Origin of the sequence: Corynebacterium sp. HMSC11E11 (assembly GCF_001807025.1) — a bacterium.
Classification (GTDB): domain Bacteria; phylum Actinomycetota; class Actinomycetes; order Mycobacteriales; family Mycobacteriaceae; genus Corynebacterium; species Corynebacterium freneyi.
This window is the reverse complement of the sequence record NZ_KV787140.1, coordinates 39,492-53,614: the sequence shown is the minus strand read 5'-3', so window position 1 is coordinate 53,614 and position 14,123 is coordinate 39,492. Positions and strand designations below refer to the sequence as shown.

At 67.7% G+C, this 14,123-nt stretch carries 14 protein-coding genes; 10 read left to right on the top strand and 4 right to left on the bottom strand.

Annotated elements, in window-relative coordinates:
- The first annotated feature begins 10 nt into the window (after positions 1-10).
- From HMPREF3121_RS12885 to HMPREF3121_RS06750, 5 genes are read left to right on the top strand one after another with little or no spacing between them, the layout of a single operon-like run.
- A complete protein-coding gene (locus tag HMPREF3121_RS12885) occupies positions 11-190 on the top strand; it encodes a hypothetical protein (protein ID WP_246816092.1) in 180 nt (59 codons plus the stop codon).
- Positions 187-1,650: a peptide ABC transporter substrate-binding protein gene (locus HMPREF3121_RS06765; RefSeq protein WP_371327332.1), complete on the top strand. Its 1,464-nt coding sequence runs from the start codon at positions 187-189 to the stop codon at positions 1,648-1,650. The genes HMPREF3121_RS12885 and HMPREF3121_RS06765 overlap by 4 nt, the downstream gene beginning before the upstream one ends.
- A 5-nt stretch (positions 1,651-1,655) precedes the next feature.
- Positions 1,656-2,582, top strand: coding sequence for an ABC transporter permease (locus HMPREF3121_RS06760; RefSeq protein ID WP_070521334.1), 927 nt, complete (start codon positions 1,656-1,658; stop codon positions 2,580-2,582).
- On the top strand, positions 2,575-3,552 hold the full coding sequence (locus HMPREF3121_RS06755) for an ABC transporter permease (RefSeq protein ID WP_224371757.1): 978 nt from the start codon (positions 2,575-2,577) through the stop codon (positions 3,550-3,552). Before HMPREF3121_RS06760 ends, HMPREF3121_RS06755 begins: the two co-directional genes overlap by 8 nt.
- Before the next feature lie 44 nt (positions 3,553-3,596).
- On the top strand, positions 3,597-5,279 hold the full coding sequence (locus HMPREF3121_RS06750; protein ID WP_083291393.1) for a dipeptide ABC transporter ATP-binding protein: 1,683 nt from the start codon (positions 3,597-3,599) through the stop codon (positions 5,277-5,279).
- A 185-nt stretch (positions 5,280-5,464) separates the two neighbouring features.
- Here HMPREF3121_RS06750 and HMPREF3121_RS06745 read toward each other — a convergent pair whose 3' ends face one another.
- Positions 5,465-6,112 (bottom strand): hypothetical protein, encoded by a 648-nt coding sequence (locus HMPREF3121_RS06745; protein ID WP_141743015.1) that lies wholly within the window; start codon positions 6,110-6,112, stop codon positions 5,465-5,467.
- Between the two features lie 159 nt (positions 6,113-6,271).
- Between HMPREF3121_RS06745 and HMPREF3121_RS06740 the strand changes: the two genes are divergently transcribed.
- The 3 genes from HMPREF3121_RS06740 (at position 6,272) to HMPREF3121_RS06730 (ending at position 8,890) form a co-directional block, all read left to right on the top strand.
- Complete coding sequence (locus HMPREF3121_RS06740; RefSeq protein WP_070521326.1) at positions 6,272-7,234, top strand: hypothetical protein; 963 nt, start codon at positions 6,272-6,274, stop codon at positions 7,232-7,234.
- Between the two features lie 91 nt (positions 7,235-7,325).
- Positions 7,326-8,348 (top strand): 3-isopropylmalate dehydrogenase, encoded by a 1,023-nt coding sequence (locus HMPREF3121_RS06735; protein WP_141743017.1) that lies wholly within the window; start codon positions 7,326-7,328, stop codon positions 8,346-8,348.
- 143 nt (positions 8,349-8,491) lie between these two features.
- Complete coding sequence (locus HMPREF3121_RS06730) at positions 8,492-8,890, top strand: chorismate mutase (RefSeq protein ID WP_210387254.1); 399 nt, start codon at positions 8,492-8,494, stop codon at positions 8,888-8,890.
- Here HMPREF3121_RS06730 and HMPREF3121_RS06725 read toward each other — a convergent pair.
- From HMPREF3121_RS06725 to HMPREF3121_RS06715, 3 genes are read right to left on the bottom strand one after another with little or no spacing between them, the layout of a single operon-like run.
- Positions 8,874-9,659, bottom strand: coding sequence for an ABC transporter ATP-binding protein (locus HMPREF3121_RS06725; protein ID WP_070521321.1), 786 nt, complete (start codon positions 9,657-9,659; stop codon positions 8,874-8,876). The genes HMPREF3121_RS06730 and HMPREF3121_RS06725 overlap by 17 nt on opposite strands.
- The gene (locus HMPREF3121_RS06720) at positions 9,656-10,756 is read right to left on the bottom strand and encodes a FecCD family ABC transporter permease (RefSeq protein ID WP_070521318.1); all 1,101 of its coding nucleotides are present in this window, start codon (positions 10,754-10,756) and stop codon (positions 9,656-9,658) included. The genes HMPREF3121_RS06725 and HMPREF3121_RS06720 overlap by 4 nt, the downstream gene beginning before the upstream one ends.
- The gene (locus HMPREF3121_RS06715; protein WP_070521315.1) at positions 10,753-11,745 is read right to left on the bottom strand and encodes a FecCD family ABC transporter permease; all 993 of its coding nucleotides are present in this window, start codon (positions 11,743-11,745) and stop codon (positions 10,753-10,755) included. The genes HMPREF3121_RS06720 and HMPREF3121_RS06715 overlap by 4 nt, the downstream gene beginning before the upstream one ends.
- A 243-nt stretch (positions 11,746-11,988) precedes the next feature.
- On the opposite strand from HMPREF3121_RS06715, the gene HMPREF3121_RS06710 reads away from it, so the two are divergent.
- Positions 11,989-12,960 (top strand): ABC transporter substrate-binding protein, encoded by a 972-nt coding sequence (locus HMPREF3121_RS06710; RefSeq protein WP_070521312.1) that lies wholly within the window; start codon positions 11,989-11,991, stop codon positions 12,958-12,960.
- A gap of 46 nt (positions 12,961-13,006) precedes the next feature.
- On the top strand, positions 13,007-13,927 hold the full coding sequence (locus HMPREF3121_RS06705) for an esterase/lipase family protein (RefSeq protein ID WP_035122877.1): 921 nt from the start codon (positions 13,007-13,009) through the stop codon (positions 13,925-13,927).
- Positions 13,928-14,123 lie beyond the last annotated feature (196 nt).

Genomic DNA, 14,123 nt, shown 5'->3' with positions numbered 1-14,123 from the left:
AGGCAGGACCATGAAGTCACAGAAGAAGGCGATCCTCGCCGGACTCACCGCCATCGCGGCGAGCGCCGCGATGGTCGCGTGCAGCTCCGACGACGGAACCGGAGGAGGCGGCGACGGATCCGCCGTCATCAACGCCTACGGCTGCGAACCGCAGTCGCCGCTGCTGTCCACCGACACCAACGAAGCGTGACCAACGAAGCGTGCGGCGGCAACATCATCGACGTCCTGTACACCGGCCTGGTCACCTACGACGTCAACGGCGAAACCGACATGGCCGTCGCCGAGTCCATCGAGGCCAACGACGACGCCACCGAGTTCACCATCAAGCTCCGGGACGACTGGACCTTCACCAACGGCGAGGCCGTCACCGCCGATTCCTTCATCGACGCCTGGAACTACGCCGCCGCCTCGAAGAACGCCCAGAAGCAGCAGTACTTCTTCGAAAACATCCAGGGCTACGACGAGGTCGCCGAAGAGGGCGCCACCGCCGACGAGATGTCCGGCCTGGAGAAGGTCTCCGACACCGAATTCATCGTCAAGCTGACCAACCCGGAGGCCTCGTTCCCGATGCGCCTGGGCTACGCCGCGTACTACCCGTGGCCGTCCGTCGCCTTCGACGACGTCGAGGCCTACGGCCAGGCCCCCATCGGCAACGGCCCCTACAAGCTCGAATCCGACTCCGCCTGGCAGCACAACGTCGGCCTGAACACCGTCGTCAACGAGGACTACGCCGGCGACGCCCCGGCCAACGGGGGCGTGAACTTCGTGTTCTACCAGAACCTCGACACCGCCTACGCCGCCCTCCAGTCCGGCCGCCTCGACGTCATGGACACCATCCCGACCTCCGCCCTGTCGAACTACGAAAACGACTTCCCGGACTCGCACGACTCCAAGGCGAAGATGGTCTCCCAGACCTTCGTCATCCCCGAAAACCTCGAGCACTTCGGCTTTGACGAGGAAGGCAAGCTCCGTCGTCAAGCAATCTCCCTCGCCTTCGACCGCCAGCTGATCGTCGACACCATCTACGCCGGCGCCGCCGACCCCGCCGTCGACTTCGGCGTGCCGACCCTGCCCGGCCTGCAGTCCCCGGACAGCTCCGACACCATCGGCTACGACCCCGAACGCGCCAAGGAGCTGTGGGCCGAGGCCGACGACATCAACCCGTGGTCCGGCAAGTTCGAAATCGCCTACAACGCCGACGGCGACCACCAGGCATGGGTCGAGGCCGTCACCAACGGCATCGCCGACACCCTCGACATCGAAGCCACCGGCAAGGCCTACCCCTTGTTCAAGGGCCTGCGCGACGACGTGACCAACAAGACCATCGGCTCCGCCTTCCGCTCCGGCTGGCAGGCCGACTACCCGTCGCTGGCCAACTTCCTGGAGCCCCAGTACATGACCACCGGCTCCTCCAACGACGGCGGCTACTCCAACGAGGAATTCGACCGCCTGCTGGCCGAAGCCGCCGCCGAAACCGACGAGACCAAGGCCAACGAGCTGTACAAGCAGGCCCAGGAAATCCTCGTCGACGAGCTGCCCGCCATCCCGATGTGGGTTCCCCGGGCCTCCTACGCCTGGAACCCGGACGTCTCCGGCGTCGACATGCTGTGGAACGGCACGTTTGACTACGCACCCATGAAGAAGGGCTGATCGCGGTGCCGTGGTACATCGGCAAGCGGCTGCTCCAAATGATCCCGGTGTTCTTCGGGGCCACCTTCCTCATCTACGCGATGGTGTTCCTCACCCCGGGCGACCCGATCCAGGCGTTGGCGGGCGACAAGCCCCTGACGCCGGCGGTCGAAAACGAGCTCCGCGAGCGATACAACCTGGATAAGCCGTTCCTCGTGCAGTACCTCATGTACGTCGGCGGCATCTTCCAGTTCGATTTCGGGCAGACCTTCTCCGGTCGGCCCGTCACGGCCGTTTTGGCGGAGGCGTTCCCCGTCACCATCAAGCTGGCCCTGATGGCGCTGGTGATCGAGACGGTGTTCGGCATCGGCTTCGGCGTCATCGCCGGCCTGCGCAAGGGCGGCTGGTTCGACTCGACCGTCCTGGTCGCGTCGCTGTTCATCATCGCCGTGCCGATCTTCGTCATCGGCTTCGTCGCCCAGTACCTCTTCGGCATCAAATGGGCGGTGGTGCCGCCCACGGTGGGCGGAAACGCCGGCTTCATCGACCTGATCATGCCCGCCACCGTGCTGGGGCTGGTGTCCTTCGCCTACGTGCTGCGACTGACCAGATCCTCGGTCGCCGAAGCCGTCGGCTCGGACTTCGTCCGCACCGCCTACGCCCGCGGCATGTCCCGCAGGGAAGTCGTCGCCTCGCACGTTCTGCGCAATTCGCTGATCCCCGTCGTGACGTTCATCGGCGCGGACCTGGCGGCCCTGATGGGAGGGGCGATCGTCACCGAGGGAATCTTCAACATCCCCGGCGTCGGCGGCCTGATCTTCCGGTCCGTCACCATCGGCGAGACGCCGACCGTCGTCAGCGTGGTCACCGTCCTGGTGATCATCTACATGGTGGCCAACCTGCTCATCGACCTGCTGTACGCGGCACTCGACCCGAGGATCCGATATGCCTGACCCAAGAAACGTCCCCGCGGGCACCGGCCTCGCCGCCGACGACCCCAGGCTGGTGCGCGGCCATGCGCCCGTGTCCACCGAGGACGTGCTCACCCGCGACCAGAAGCTCCCCGACACCGTGCCGCTGGGCATGTGGGGGGAGGCGTGGCGACGCATGCGCCGGCGCCCCCTGTTCTGGGTGTCGATGGCGATCATCGCCCTCGTCGCCGTCGTCGCGATCTTCCCCGGCTTGTTCACGTCGGTGGATCCGCGCGCCGCGGACCTGCGCAACTCGCTCGGCGACCCCGTCGACGGGCACCCGTTCGGGTTCACGCAGCAGGGCTACGACGTCTACTCGCGCGTCATCTACGGCGCCCGCCCGTCGGTGATCGTCGGCGTGTGCGTGACGTTGCTGGTGACGCTGCTGGGCATCCTCGTCGGCGCCACCGCCGGTTGGGTCGGGGGCATCCTCGACTCCTTCCTGTCGCGCATCACCGACATCTTCTTCGCCATTCCGCTGCTGCTGGCCGGCATCGTCCTGATGCAGGTCTTCCCGCAGCGCGACGTGTGGACGGTGACGCTGGTGCTGTCGCTGTTCGGCTGGCCGTCGATGGCCCGCGTGGTGCGGTCGGCGGTGCTGTCGGTGAAGAACAACGAGTACGTCATGGCGTCGCGCGCGCTGGGGCTGTCCGGCGGGCGCATCCTGCTGCGGCACGTGCTGCCGAACTGCCTGGCGCCGATCATCGTCATGGCGACGACGTCGCTGGGCATCTACATCGTCGCCGAGGCCACGCTGTCCTACCTGGGCATCGGCCTGCCGCCGACCGAGGTGAGCTGGGGCAACGACATTTCCGTCGCCCAGAACACCCTGCGTCAATCGCCGGCGACGCTGTTTTACCCGGCCGGCGCCCTGGCCATCACCGTGCTCGGCTTCATCCTGCTGGGCGACGTGGTCAAGGACGCCCTCGATCCGAAGGAGAGGAAGAAGTGAGCGAAGCCCGCGAACCCGCTCACGCGGACGAGCCGCTGCTGTCGATGCGCGGCGTGGACATCGCCTTCGGCGGCAAGAAGGACCCGGCGCCGACGGTCTTCGACGTCGACCTGGACATCTATCCGGGCGAGACGGTGGCCATCGTCGGAGAGTCCGGTTCCGGCAAGTCGACGCTGGCGCATTCGATCATCGGCCTGCTGCCGGGCGGCGGTCACGTCACCGGCGGCACGATCACCTTCGACGGCGAGGACATCACCCATGCGTCGCAGCGCCGCATGACGGAGATCCGCGGCGCGGAGATCGGTCTGGTTCCGCAGGACCCGATGTCGAACCTGAACCCGGTATGGAAGGTCGGCCACCAGATCAAGGAGTCGTTGCGCGCCAACGGCATCGCCACCGGGTCAAAGGCGCACGCCCGCGCCATCGAGCTGTTGGAGGAGGCGGGGCTGCCCGACGCCGCCCGCCGCATCGACCAGTACCCGCACGAGTATTCCGGGGGCATGCGCCAGCGCGCGCTCATCGCCATCGGGTTGTCGGCGCGGCCGAAGCTGCTCATCGCCGACGAGCCGACGTCGGCGCTGGACGTGACGGTGCAGCAGCAGATCCTCGACCACCTCGACGGCCTGACCAAGGAGCTGGGCACGTCGGTGCTGTTGATCACCCATGATCTGGGCCTGGCGGCCGAGCGTGCGTCGCGGATCATCGTGATGAGCCAGGGCCACGTCGTCGAGTGGGGTCCGGCGTTGGAGATCCTGCAGGATCCCCGGCACGAGTACACCAAGCGTCTGGTGGCGGCGGCACCGTCGTTGCGGGCCCGGCGCGATGACGTCCTCGACGCGCGTGCGGAGGTCCGCGAGGAGGCCATGGTCCAGGCGACGGAGGTCGTCGAGGAGCAGGAGCTCGCGCCGGAGGTGCCGATCCTCGAGGTCCGCGAGCTGACGAAGGTGTTCAAGGTCCCGGGCGGTCGCCCGTGGAAGAAGGACACGTTCACCGCCGTCGACGACGTGTCGTTTTCCATGCCGCGCGGCACGACGACGGCCATCGTCGGCGAGTCCGGTTCGGGCAAGTCGACGGTCGCCCAGATGGTGCTGGGTCTGTTGGAGCCGACGTCGGGCACTGCGGTGTTCGACGGCATCGACGTCGCGAAGCGGTGCGCGCACCGGCGGGGCGAGTCCGGCGAGCTGGATTTCCGGCGCCGGGTGCAGCCGATTTTCCAGAATCCGTACGGTTCCCTCGACCCGATGTATTCGGTGTACAACACCATCGCGGAGCCGTTGCGCATTCACGGCATCGGCGACGAGAAGTCGCGGCAGGAGCGGATCAACGAGCTGCTCGATCGCGTGTCCATTCCGCGGCAGATGGCGCACCGGTACCCGGGTGAGCTGTCCGGCGGTCAGCGTCAGCGCGTGGCCATCGCCCGTGCCCTGGCGTTGAATCCGGAGCTGGTGGTGTGCGATGAGGCGGTCAGCGCGCTGGATGTGCTGGTGCAGTCGCAGATCCTCGATCTGCTCAATTCGCTGCAGGCCGAGCTCGGTTTGTCGTACCTGTTCATCACGCATGACCTGGCGGTGGTCAAGCAGATCGCCGATCAGGTGCTGGTGATGGAGAAGGGCCGCATCGTCGAAACCGGCGGCACCGACGAGCTCTTCGAGAATCCGACGGAGCCCTACACCCGTCGCCTCATCGATTCGATTCCCGGTGGCAGCATCGAGCTCCACGCGGGATAGGGTCACCGCTTTTTCGCTTGACGACGCCCCGTCCCCGACCTTCGTGGTCGGGGGCGGGGTTTCGCCGTGGTGCGGTGGTCAGCGAAGGTCGTCGTCCTCGAGTTCGTCCTCGAGTTCCAGGATGGCGTCGCGGAACGCGCCGTCAGACAGTCGGACTTCGCCGGTGATGGGGTGCGTCGCGAACGTCACGGCCTCGATCTCCATGTCGCCGCCGTTCCAGTGCATGAACCACGTGCCGGGCATGCCGGTCGGGTCGCGTCCGGCGCGAACGGCAGCTTCGAGGCGACCAGATTCGAGTCGCCCTTGAACGACCACAGCATCGCCCCGGTTTCCGGGTGGGTCATGATGTCGACATCGCAGTGCAACAGCTCGGTGTTTTTGCGGGCGGCGTCGTAAAGCAAATCCACGTCCCGACCCTCGACCTGGAGATCCGACAGGTACGCCAGGTGCGGTCCCATCTTCATCTGCAGGACCTCGTGGAACGGGCCGAACTTCCGCGCGTAGGTGTAGGCGTCGGGTCCGAACTCGGCCGGCAACTCCCACAGCAGGCGCGAGTACGTGTTCCGCAGTAGTTCGACCTCGCCGATTCCCGGCACGTCCGGCGGCCCGTCCACCGCCGGCTTGATGAAGTCTTCGATGATGCGGCGCCATGTCGTGCACGGGGCGTTGCCGAGGATGTGCTCGAGATCGTGCGTGTTGAAGATGGTTCCGTTGTCCAGCTCAAGGCGGGCGCCGACGCCATCGTCGACGATCCCCTCCACCGTGATGCCGGACCACTTGAGCGTGCGGATGATCATTGCCAGGGACGGCCGTGCCGTCGTCGTTTCCCCCATGGCACGAAAAACTAGCGGGACCGAGGCGGGTCCGCAGAAGTGCAGTCACGGGGGTACGGCGACGGGGGAGACTGGACGTCGTTGGCCGCTGGTGGCGCCGGGTACTATCGTGGGCGATATCAATCGGCGCTGGCGCCACGGAAAGAAGGGCGGCACGCGATGATCCGCAGCGAGAAGGACGAGAAGGAACCGCTTTTCGACGACAACCCGTGGGACGACGGAAAGCCCGGAAATTTCGGTCCTGCCGACAACCGCCTGTCAGCGGGGATGAAGGCGGCGATAATCATCGCCGCGTTGGTGGCGGTCATCGCCGTCGCCGTGGCGGTGGCCGTTGTGGCGTTGACGGGGAACGACGGGGAGCCGGCGGCGGCTGCATCGTCCGAAACGGCGGGTCCTGCCATGGGCTCCACTTCTTCGTTGGAGACCGATGCCGAGACCGAACCCGAAGAACCGGCCATGGATTCGGCGGCGATGCTCGAGGGGGCCGGTTTCGACGTGGTGATTTCCGGGCCCGCCCCGAAGGCCGTCGAGAGCTGGGGCGACTACCGGCTGGAACGTTCGACCGATGGGCGTGTCCGCGTATTCGAGCACACGGGCCCGATTCAGGCGACGCTTGATGGCGGCCAGTGGCCGATGTCGATGAACTCCTGCGGCTCCGTGATGTACCTGGTGGTGTTCAGGGGCGCCAACGAGAACGTCATGCTCAACGCGAGCCTGGTCGATTCCGTGGGCACCGTCGTCGCCTCTCAGCAGGGCGATCGGGGTTGGATGCTGCTGACCAACTGCGCGACCCCGCAATGGGAGTTCATGTCGTCGACGGACGAGGGCAATCTTGATGACGTCGTCTACGACGTCCACGAGTACCGGCAGTCGGCGACGGGTGCGGGCGCCGCTCCGGCGGCGGCCCCGGCGACGGAGGTCGCTGCGGAACCGACGGTGGTGCGGGGTCACACGGGGCTTGGCGCCATGGCTGACATGAGCGACGGCACCGTGCAGCAAAGAGATGAATGCATCGACGAGCGCGCGCTCATGGGAGAGCGGTGCTGCGGTGGCCTTTACGGTCGCCAGGAGTGTGGCGAAGAGTTGTGGCAGGAGTTGTGTAACTCGGTCCCGCCACCGTGACCCCGCCAATCTCATTTGGTAGGATTGCCGCGTCCATATAGTGAGAAGGGATCCCGTGACAATGAGCGACACCACCGGCACCACCGGTCCGCTGAAGATCGCCGTCATCGATGGCGACGGCATCGGCACCGAGGTCACCGCCGAGGCACTCAAGGTCCTCCGCGCCACCATCGGAGACTTCGAGACCACCGAGTACGACCTGGGCGCCCGCCGCTACGAGCGCAACGGCGAGCTGCTCACCGACGCCGACCTCGACAGCCTGCGCGAACATGACGCGATCCTCCTGGGCGCCATCGGCGACCCGCGCAAGGTGCCGCCGGGGGTCCTCGAGCGCGGGCTGCTGCTCAAGATGCGCTTCGCCCTCGACCACCACGTCAACCTGCGCCCGTCGAAGCTGTACCCGGGCGTCGAATCGCCGCTGAAGAACCCCGGCGACATCGACTTCGTCGTCGTCCGCGAGGGCACCGAGGGCGCCTACACCGGCAACGGTGGCGCCATCCGCGTCGGCACGCCCCAGGAGGTGGCCAACGAAACCTCGGTCAACACCCGCTTCGGCGCCGAGCGCGTGGTCCGCTACGCCTTCGACCTGGCCATGACCCGCCGCAAGAAGCTCACCCTGGTGCACAAGAGCAACGTGCTTGTCTACGGTGGTGGCCTGTGGCAGCGCACCGTCGACGAGGTCGCGCGGGAGTACCCCGAGGTCACCGTCGACTACAGCCACATCGACGCCGCGACCATCTACATGGTCACCCAGCCGTCGCGCTTCGACGTCATCGTCACCGACAACCTCTTCGGCGACATCATCACCGACGAGGCCGGGGCGATCTCCGGCGGAATCGGCCTCGCCGCGTCCGCCAACATCGACGCTTCCCGCACGAACCCCTCCATGTTCGAGCCGGTCCACGGTTCCGCCCCGGACATCGCCGGCCAGGGCATCGCCGACCCGACCGCGGCGATCCTCTCCGGCGCGATGATGCTGCGCCACCTCGGCCGCGAGGACGACGCCGCCCGCATCGAGCGTGCCGTGGAAGCCGACGTCGCCGCCCGCGGTGACGCTCCCATCGTCACCTCCGAAGTCGGAGACCGCATCGCGGTCGCCGTCGCGCAGGGGTAGGTCCACTCCGCAAGCGTCCATGGGGTGGCGGTGGCGCCGCCCCATGGAACGGCGCCGGGGACTGCCCTACGGTGGGTCAGGTTAGGCTAAGATTGGTCCATTCATGAAGTAGGTCCCAACCTTTTCCACCGTCAGGATTCAGCATGTCCCACGCAGACCACACCCGGCACGGCTTCGACCTCGAGCGCGCAATGGCCTCGGCGAAGGCGGACTGGGAAGCGGGTGCCACCCTGGGCACCCTCCGCCGCAACATTGACGAACTCGACGAGGAGATCGTCGCCCTGCTCGCACGCCGCCAGCACTGGGTCACCCTCGCCGCATTCGTGAAACGGGAATCCGGGGAAGAGGCGGTGCGGGCGCCCGAACGCGTCGACGAGGTCCTGGGCAAGGTGAAGGCTCTCGCTGATGAAAACGGGCTGTCCCACGACATCGCCGAACCCACCTACCGCGCTCTGATCGCCGCATCCATCGACCATCAGCTGGGGGCGCACCGCCTGTTGCGGGCCCGGAGCGCCGCCCCGCGGGTCACCGCGGGACGATGAGGGGGCCGCCCGCAACCGGATCCTCCACGATGAGGGCATCCAGGCCGAAGACGTCGGCAAGCAAACCCTCCGTGAGCACCTGCCCCGGCGACCCGGTCGCCGCGATCGCCCCCTCGTACATCACCACCAGATGATCCGAGTGGCGCACGGCCAGGGTGAGGTCGTGGAGGACCATCACGACCGTGCGCCCCAGGCGGTCCCGCAGAGTGCCGACCAGCTTGAGCACGTCGATGGCGTGGGCCAGATCGAGGTACGTGGTCGGCTCATCGAGCAACAGGGTCGGCGTCTGCTGGGCCAGCACCATCGAAATCCAGACCCGCTGGCGTTGCCCTCCCGACAACGACGACAACGGGCGCTCCGCCAGATCCGAGATGCCGGTCAAGGCCAGGGCCTCCGCGACCTCCATCTCGTCCGACCCCGACCACTGGCGCAGCCAACTCTGATGCGGATGGCGCCCCCTGGACACGAGATCCGCCACCACGATCCCATCCGGGGCCAACGGCGACTGCGGGAGCATCCCCACCATCCGGGCCAGCTCCCGCCGCGCCACCGACGTCACGTCGCGCCCATCGACGTGCAGGGAGCCCTCCGCCGGGTGCGTGCGCGCCAATGACTTCAGCAGCGTCGACTTCCCGCAGCCGTTGGGGCCGATCACCGTGGTGACGGCCCCCTTGGGGATGTCGACGTCGACGCCATCGAGAATGACGCCTCCGCCGTAACCGGCCCGCAACCCGCGCGCCCTGATTCCGATTTCGGTCGTTGTGGTCATGTGGTGGTCCTCCGATTCGAGCGGATGAGCAAATGGATGAGGAACGGGGCGCCGATGGCGGAGGTGACGATGCCCACCGGCAATTCCCACGGCGCGATGCCGCGGGCGATGACGTCGGCCACCGTCACCAGCGCGGCACCCGCCGCGGCGGAAGTGGCCAGGGGAGGGGACGGTACGCCGGCGAGCCGCAGCGCCAACTGGGGCGCGACGAAGGCCACGAATCCGATCGGGCCCGCCGCGGCCACCGACGACGCGGCCAATGCGACGGCCACGAGCAACAGGGCGACCTGGCTGAGCTGGACCCGGCCGCCCAGGGCCGACGCCGTCGCCGGCCCGAGCTGCAGGACGGACAAGCGAAACGCCATCCACCCGAACAGGCCCATGGCGACGGCGACGCACAGCGCCACCGCCGCCAGCCCCGACCACGACGCCCCCGACAGGCTGCCGGACAGCCAGGTCCGCGCCGCGGCCGCATCCCGCAAATCGGACGCCGCCATCAAGTAGATGATGTACGCCTGCAACAGCGCCGACACGGCGATGCCGATCAGCACCAGCCGGAAGGGATCCACGCCGCGGCGCCACGCCAGCAGCCAGATCGCCGCCGTCACCGTCAACGCGCCGGCGAACGCGGCGAGCGGGATGCCGACGCCCGACAGCGTCGGCGCCGCCGCCCCGTAACCGCCGCCGCCGAGAACCGTGCCCGCGACGATGATCGTCACCGCCATCGCCGAGGCGCCTTCGGTGATGCCCAGGACATCGGGGCTGGCCAGCGCATTGCGCGCGATCGACTGCGTCAACGCCCCGGCAATGCCCAGGGCGGCGCCCACGATCACGCCGCCCACCACCCGGGGCAGGCGCGAACCCAGCACCACCGTCCGGTCCAGCGAGGAGCCGCCGCCGAAGAGGACCTCGATGACGCGGGCCGGCGAAATCGCGTAGTCGCCCATGCCCAGGCCGACGACGACCGTCGCCAAGCACAGGATCGCGAGGCCACCGGCGGCGAGGGCCGCACGCGGCCGCCACACCGCCGACATGCCCGCGAACCGCAGGGGCGGACGCCCCGGCACCATCGGTGGGCCGATCAATTTGGGGGTCATGCCGTCACCAACTTCCTGCGGCGCACGACCGCGATGAAGAACGGGGCGCCGACGAACGCGAGCACGACGCCGACCTCGAGTTCACCCGAAGGGATGATCACGCGCCCGACCACGTCGGCGAAGGTGAGCAGCGCGGCACCGGCCGCCGCCGAGGCCGGTAGCAGCCAACGATGGTCCGGCCCCGTGAAACTGCGGACCAGGTGGGGGACCATCAGCCCGACGAAGCCGATCGGCCCCGCCGCGGCCGTCGAGGCCCCGGCCAAAACCGCGACGATGACCATCGCCGCGATCCGGGCCACCGGGACGTTGACGCCGAGCCCCGCCGAGACGTCGTCGCCCAGGGCCAGGAGATTGAGCGTCGGGGCCGTGGCGAATCCCGCGAGGATCCCGATCGCCAGAATTGGGGCGATGGTCAGCGCCACCCCCAGATCGCTGGCGGCCACCGACCCCACCGTCCAGAACCGCACCCGGTCGAGGGCCCGCGCATCCGACAGGACCAGCGCGGACGTCAGCGAAGCGAGCAGGGCGGTGATGGCTGCGCCCGCGAGGATGAGCGTCAGCGGGTTGAGCCCGCCCCCGAAGGAGGTCACGCCGAACACCGCGAATGCCGCGATCGCCGCGCCGACGAAGGCCAAGGCGGCCGTCGCCGGAGTGGACAGCGAGCCGGCGAGCAGTGTCCCCGCGACCACCGCGAAGGCGGCACCGGCGGAAATCCCGAGAATCCCGGGCTCCGCGAGGGGATTGCGGGTGTGGCCCTGGATGATCGCCCCCGCCACGCCGAGCGCGGCGCCCACGGACAACGCCAGGATGGTGCGGGGCACCCGGAGGTTGGCGATGATCTCGCCGTCCGACCCGCCGCGCGACCCGGTGCGCAGGGACTCCAGGGCCGGCCCGATGGCATCGGCCAGTTGATCGGCCGACATCGGCCTCGAGCCGATGGCCAGGCTTAGTGCCGAGGCCGCGATGATGAGCACGGGCAGCGCGATCATCCAGCCGGATCTGCGCCGGCGGCATGGTGCGCCCGCGACTCCGGCGCTCGGGGCCCGGACGGTTGTGTGTGACATGTGATTCTCCGCAATAGGGGTTCCATGAATGGGGGTTGCATGGATGCTGGCCGGGACATAGATTAGCATTCAGGTAAGGCAAGCCTGCATTATCTTTGAATGGTGGGCCTAAATCCCGTGCGTGGCGCGGGTGGCGCACCCCGGAACGAGTTAAGGAAACCAGATTCAGTGAAGCGAACCATTGGGAAAGTCGCGGCGATCGTCGCGGCGGCCGGCCTCCTCCTGACCGGCTGCTCGAAAGTCGATGAACCCGCGGAAGGCGACCGGAAGGACGCCGGAACGGTCAGCATCGCCCACGCGTGGGGAACCGACGAATACCCCGTCAAGCCCGCCAAGGTGGTGGCCTCCGGCGTCGCCGTCGACAACCTCCTTGCCCTGGGCGTGACCCCCGACGTGGTCATCGAAACCCCCGAGGACAAGGACGTCCCGTGGCGCGCCGAGGCGCTGAAAGGGGTCGAGCGCATCGACGTCCCCGATTTCCGCACGGTTCCCGTCGAGAAGATCGCCGCCGCGAAGCCCGACTTCATCGTCGGCGACTTCTGGCGGATCACGCAGGAGACCTACACGAGCCTCAAGGAGATCGCCCCGACCCTCGGCGGCATCGGCGCGGAGGGCGAATCCCTCGGCTGGAAGCCGCAGCTGGAGGCCCTGGGCAAGATCTACGGCAAGGAGGGCGAAGCGACGAAGGTAATCGACGAAGACGCCGGGCGCTTCGACTCCGTCAAGTCGGACCTGCCGAAGCTCGAGGGCAAGACGGGCGTCATCGCCCAGTATGCGCCGCAGCGGGGCATGGGCGTGGTCGCGGATCCGGAGGAGCCGGGCAACTCCGCGCTCTATGACCTGGGCATGAAGGTGCCCGATTCCTTCGCGTCCCTCCCGCAACGATCGGGTCGCGCCATGGTGTCCCCCGAGAACATCTCCGTGATCGACGCCGACTTCATGGCCGTGTACGCCGTCTCCGGCGGTCCCGACGAGATTCGCGCGATCCCCGGCTTCTCGGACCTTCGCCAGGTCAAGAACGACACGACCATCTTCGGCGATGCCGTGCTAGTGCAGGCGCTGAACAACCCGAGTTCCCTCAGCCGCGCCTGGGTGCTCGAGCAGCTCCGCCCGACCCTCGAAAAGGTCGCGAAGCAGTAGTCCCCGACGGGCCCCGCCCGGCGGGGCCCGAAGAAAGGTGCAAACGATGAGTTCGAAACTGCTGCGGCGCTGCTCCGTGGCGTGCGCGCTGAGCATGTCGCTGGCTTTCGCGGCGGCTCCGGTCGCCGAAGCCGGCGTCGTGCGGGGCCCCGGTCCCGCCGCGTCGATCGATGAGTCCGAGAAGCTGCCGGTCATCTACGTCTCTGGCTCGAACGAGCCGAAACAAATGGCGGATGCCTTCGCCGCCTCGATGCGGCGCTTCGACGTGGACGTCCACCCGTTCATGGTGTGGGAGCCGTCCGATCCCGCCACCAGCCCCTATGTCACGGTGAAGGGAAATTCGGCCCGGATTCCAGCTTTCATCGAGAAGCTCAAGGCCGAGACCGGCCACGACAAGTTCGACGTGGTCACGTATTCGCAGGGTGGCCTGGTGACGAGGTACTGGCTGAAGGACTTCGACGGAGCGCGCCACGTCCGAAAGGTCGTGAGCCTCTCGGGGCTGATCAAGGGGTCGCCGTTCCAGGCCGATGCGGTGCGCAACGGCCAGTGCCCGCCGCCCGGGCTGGAGCTACTCGTGCCCCCGGAACTGGCGAAGAACCCCTCCGACGCGTGCCTGGAAATGTCCTCGGAGGGTGATGAGGTGCGCCGGTTGAACACCCCGTCCGAGGCGTTGCCCGGCATCCGGTACTACAACATCACGACGACCCTGGAATACGATGCCTCGCCCTACCGCATCAATCTGATGGACGGTCCGGGCGACTACTACAACATCGTCACACAGGACCTGTGCCCGAACGATCCGGTCGTCCATCTGACGATGACGATGACCCCGTCGGTGCAGTCCCTCGTCGCCTCCGCACTGAAGGGGGGTCCGCTGGAAATGAAGTGCATGACCCCCGATTCTCCGCCGGGGGCGCCGTCCCTGAAGGACGTCCCGCCGGTCGAAAACGGCCCCAAGGTCATCTGATCCGGTGGCCGGGCCGATGGGCCCGGCGGAAATGAAGCGGTGCCCTCCTCCTCGGCGGGCACCGCTTTCGCGTGCGCGGGGGCTTTCCTTCCGGGGCCGTTCAGGGCGGATGCCGCAGTGAAAATATGATTATTGCCACAGAGTGAGGAAAGCCTGGCCATAGCAAGCGAGGGCAACCTAATATCTTGCTTTGGCC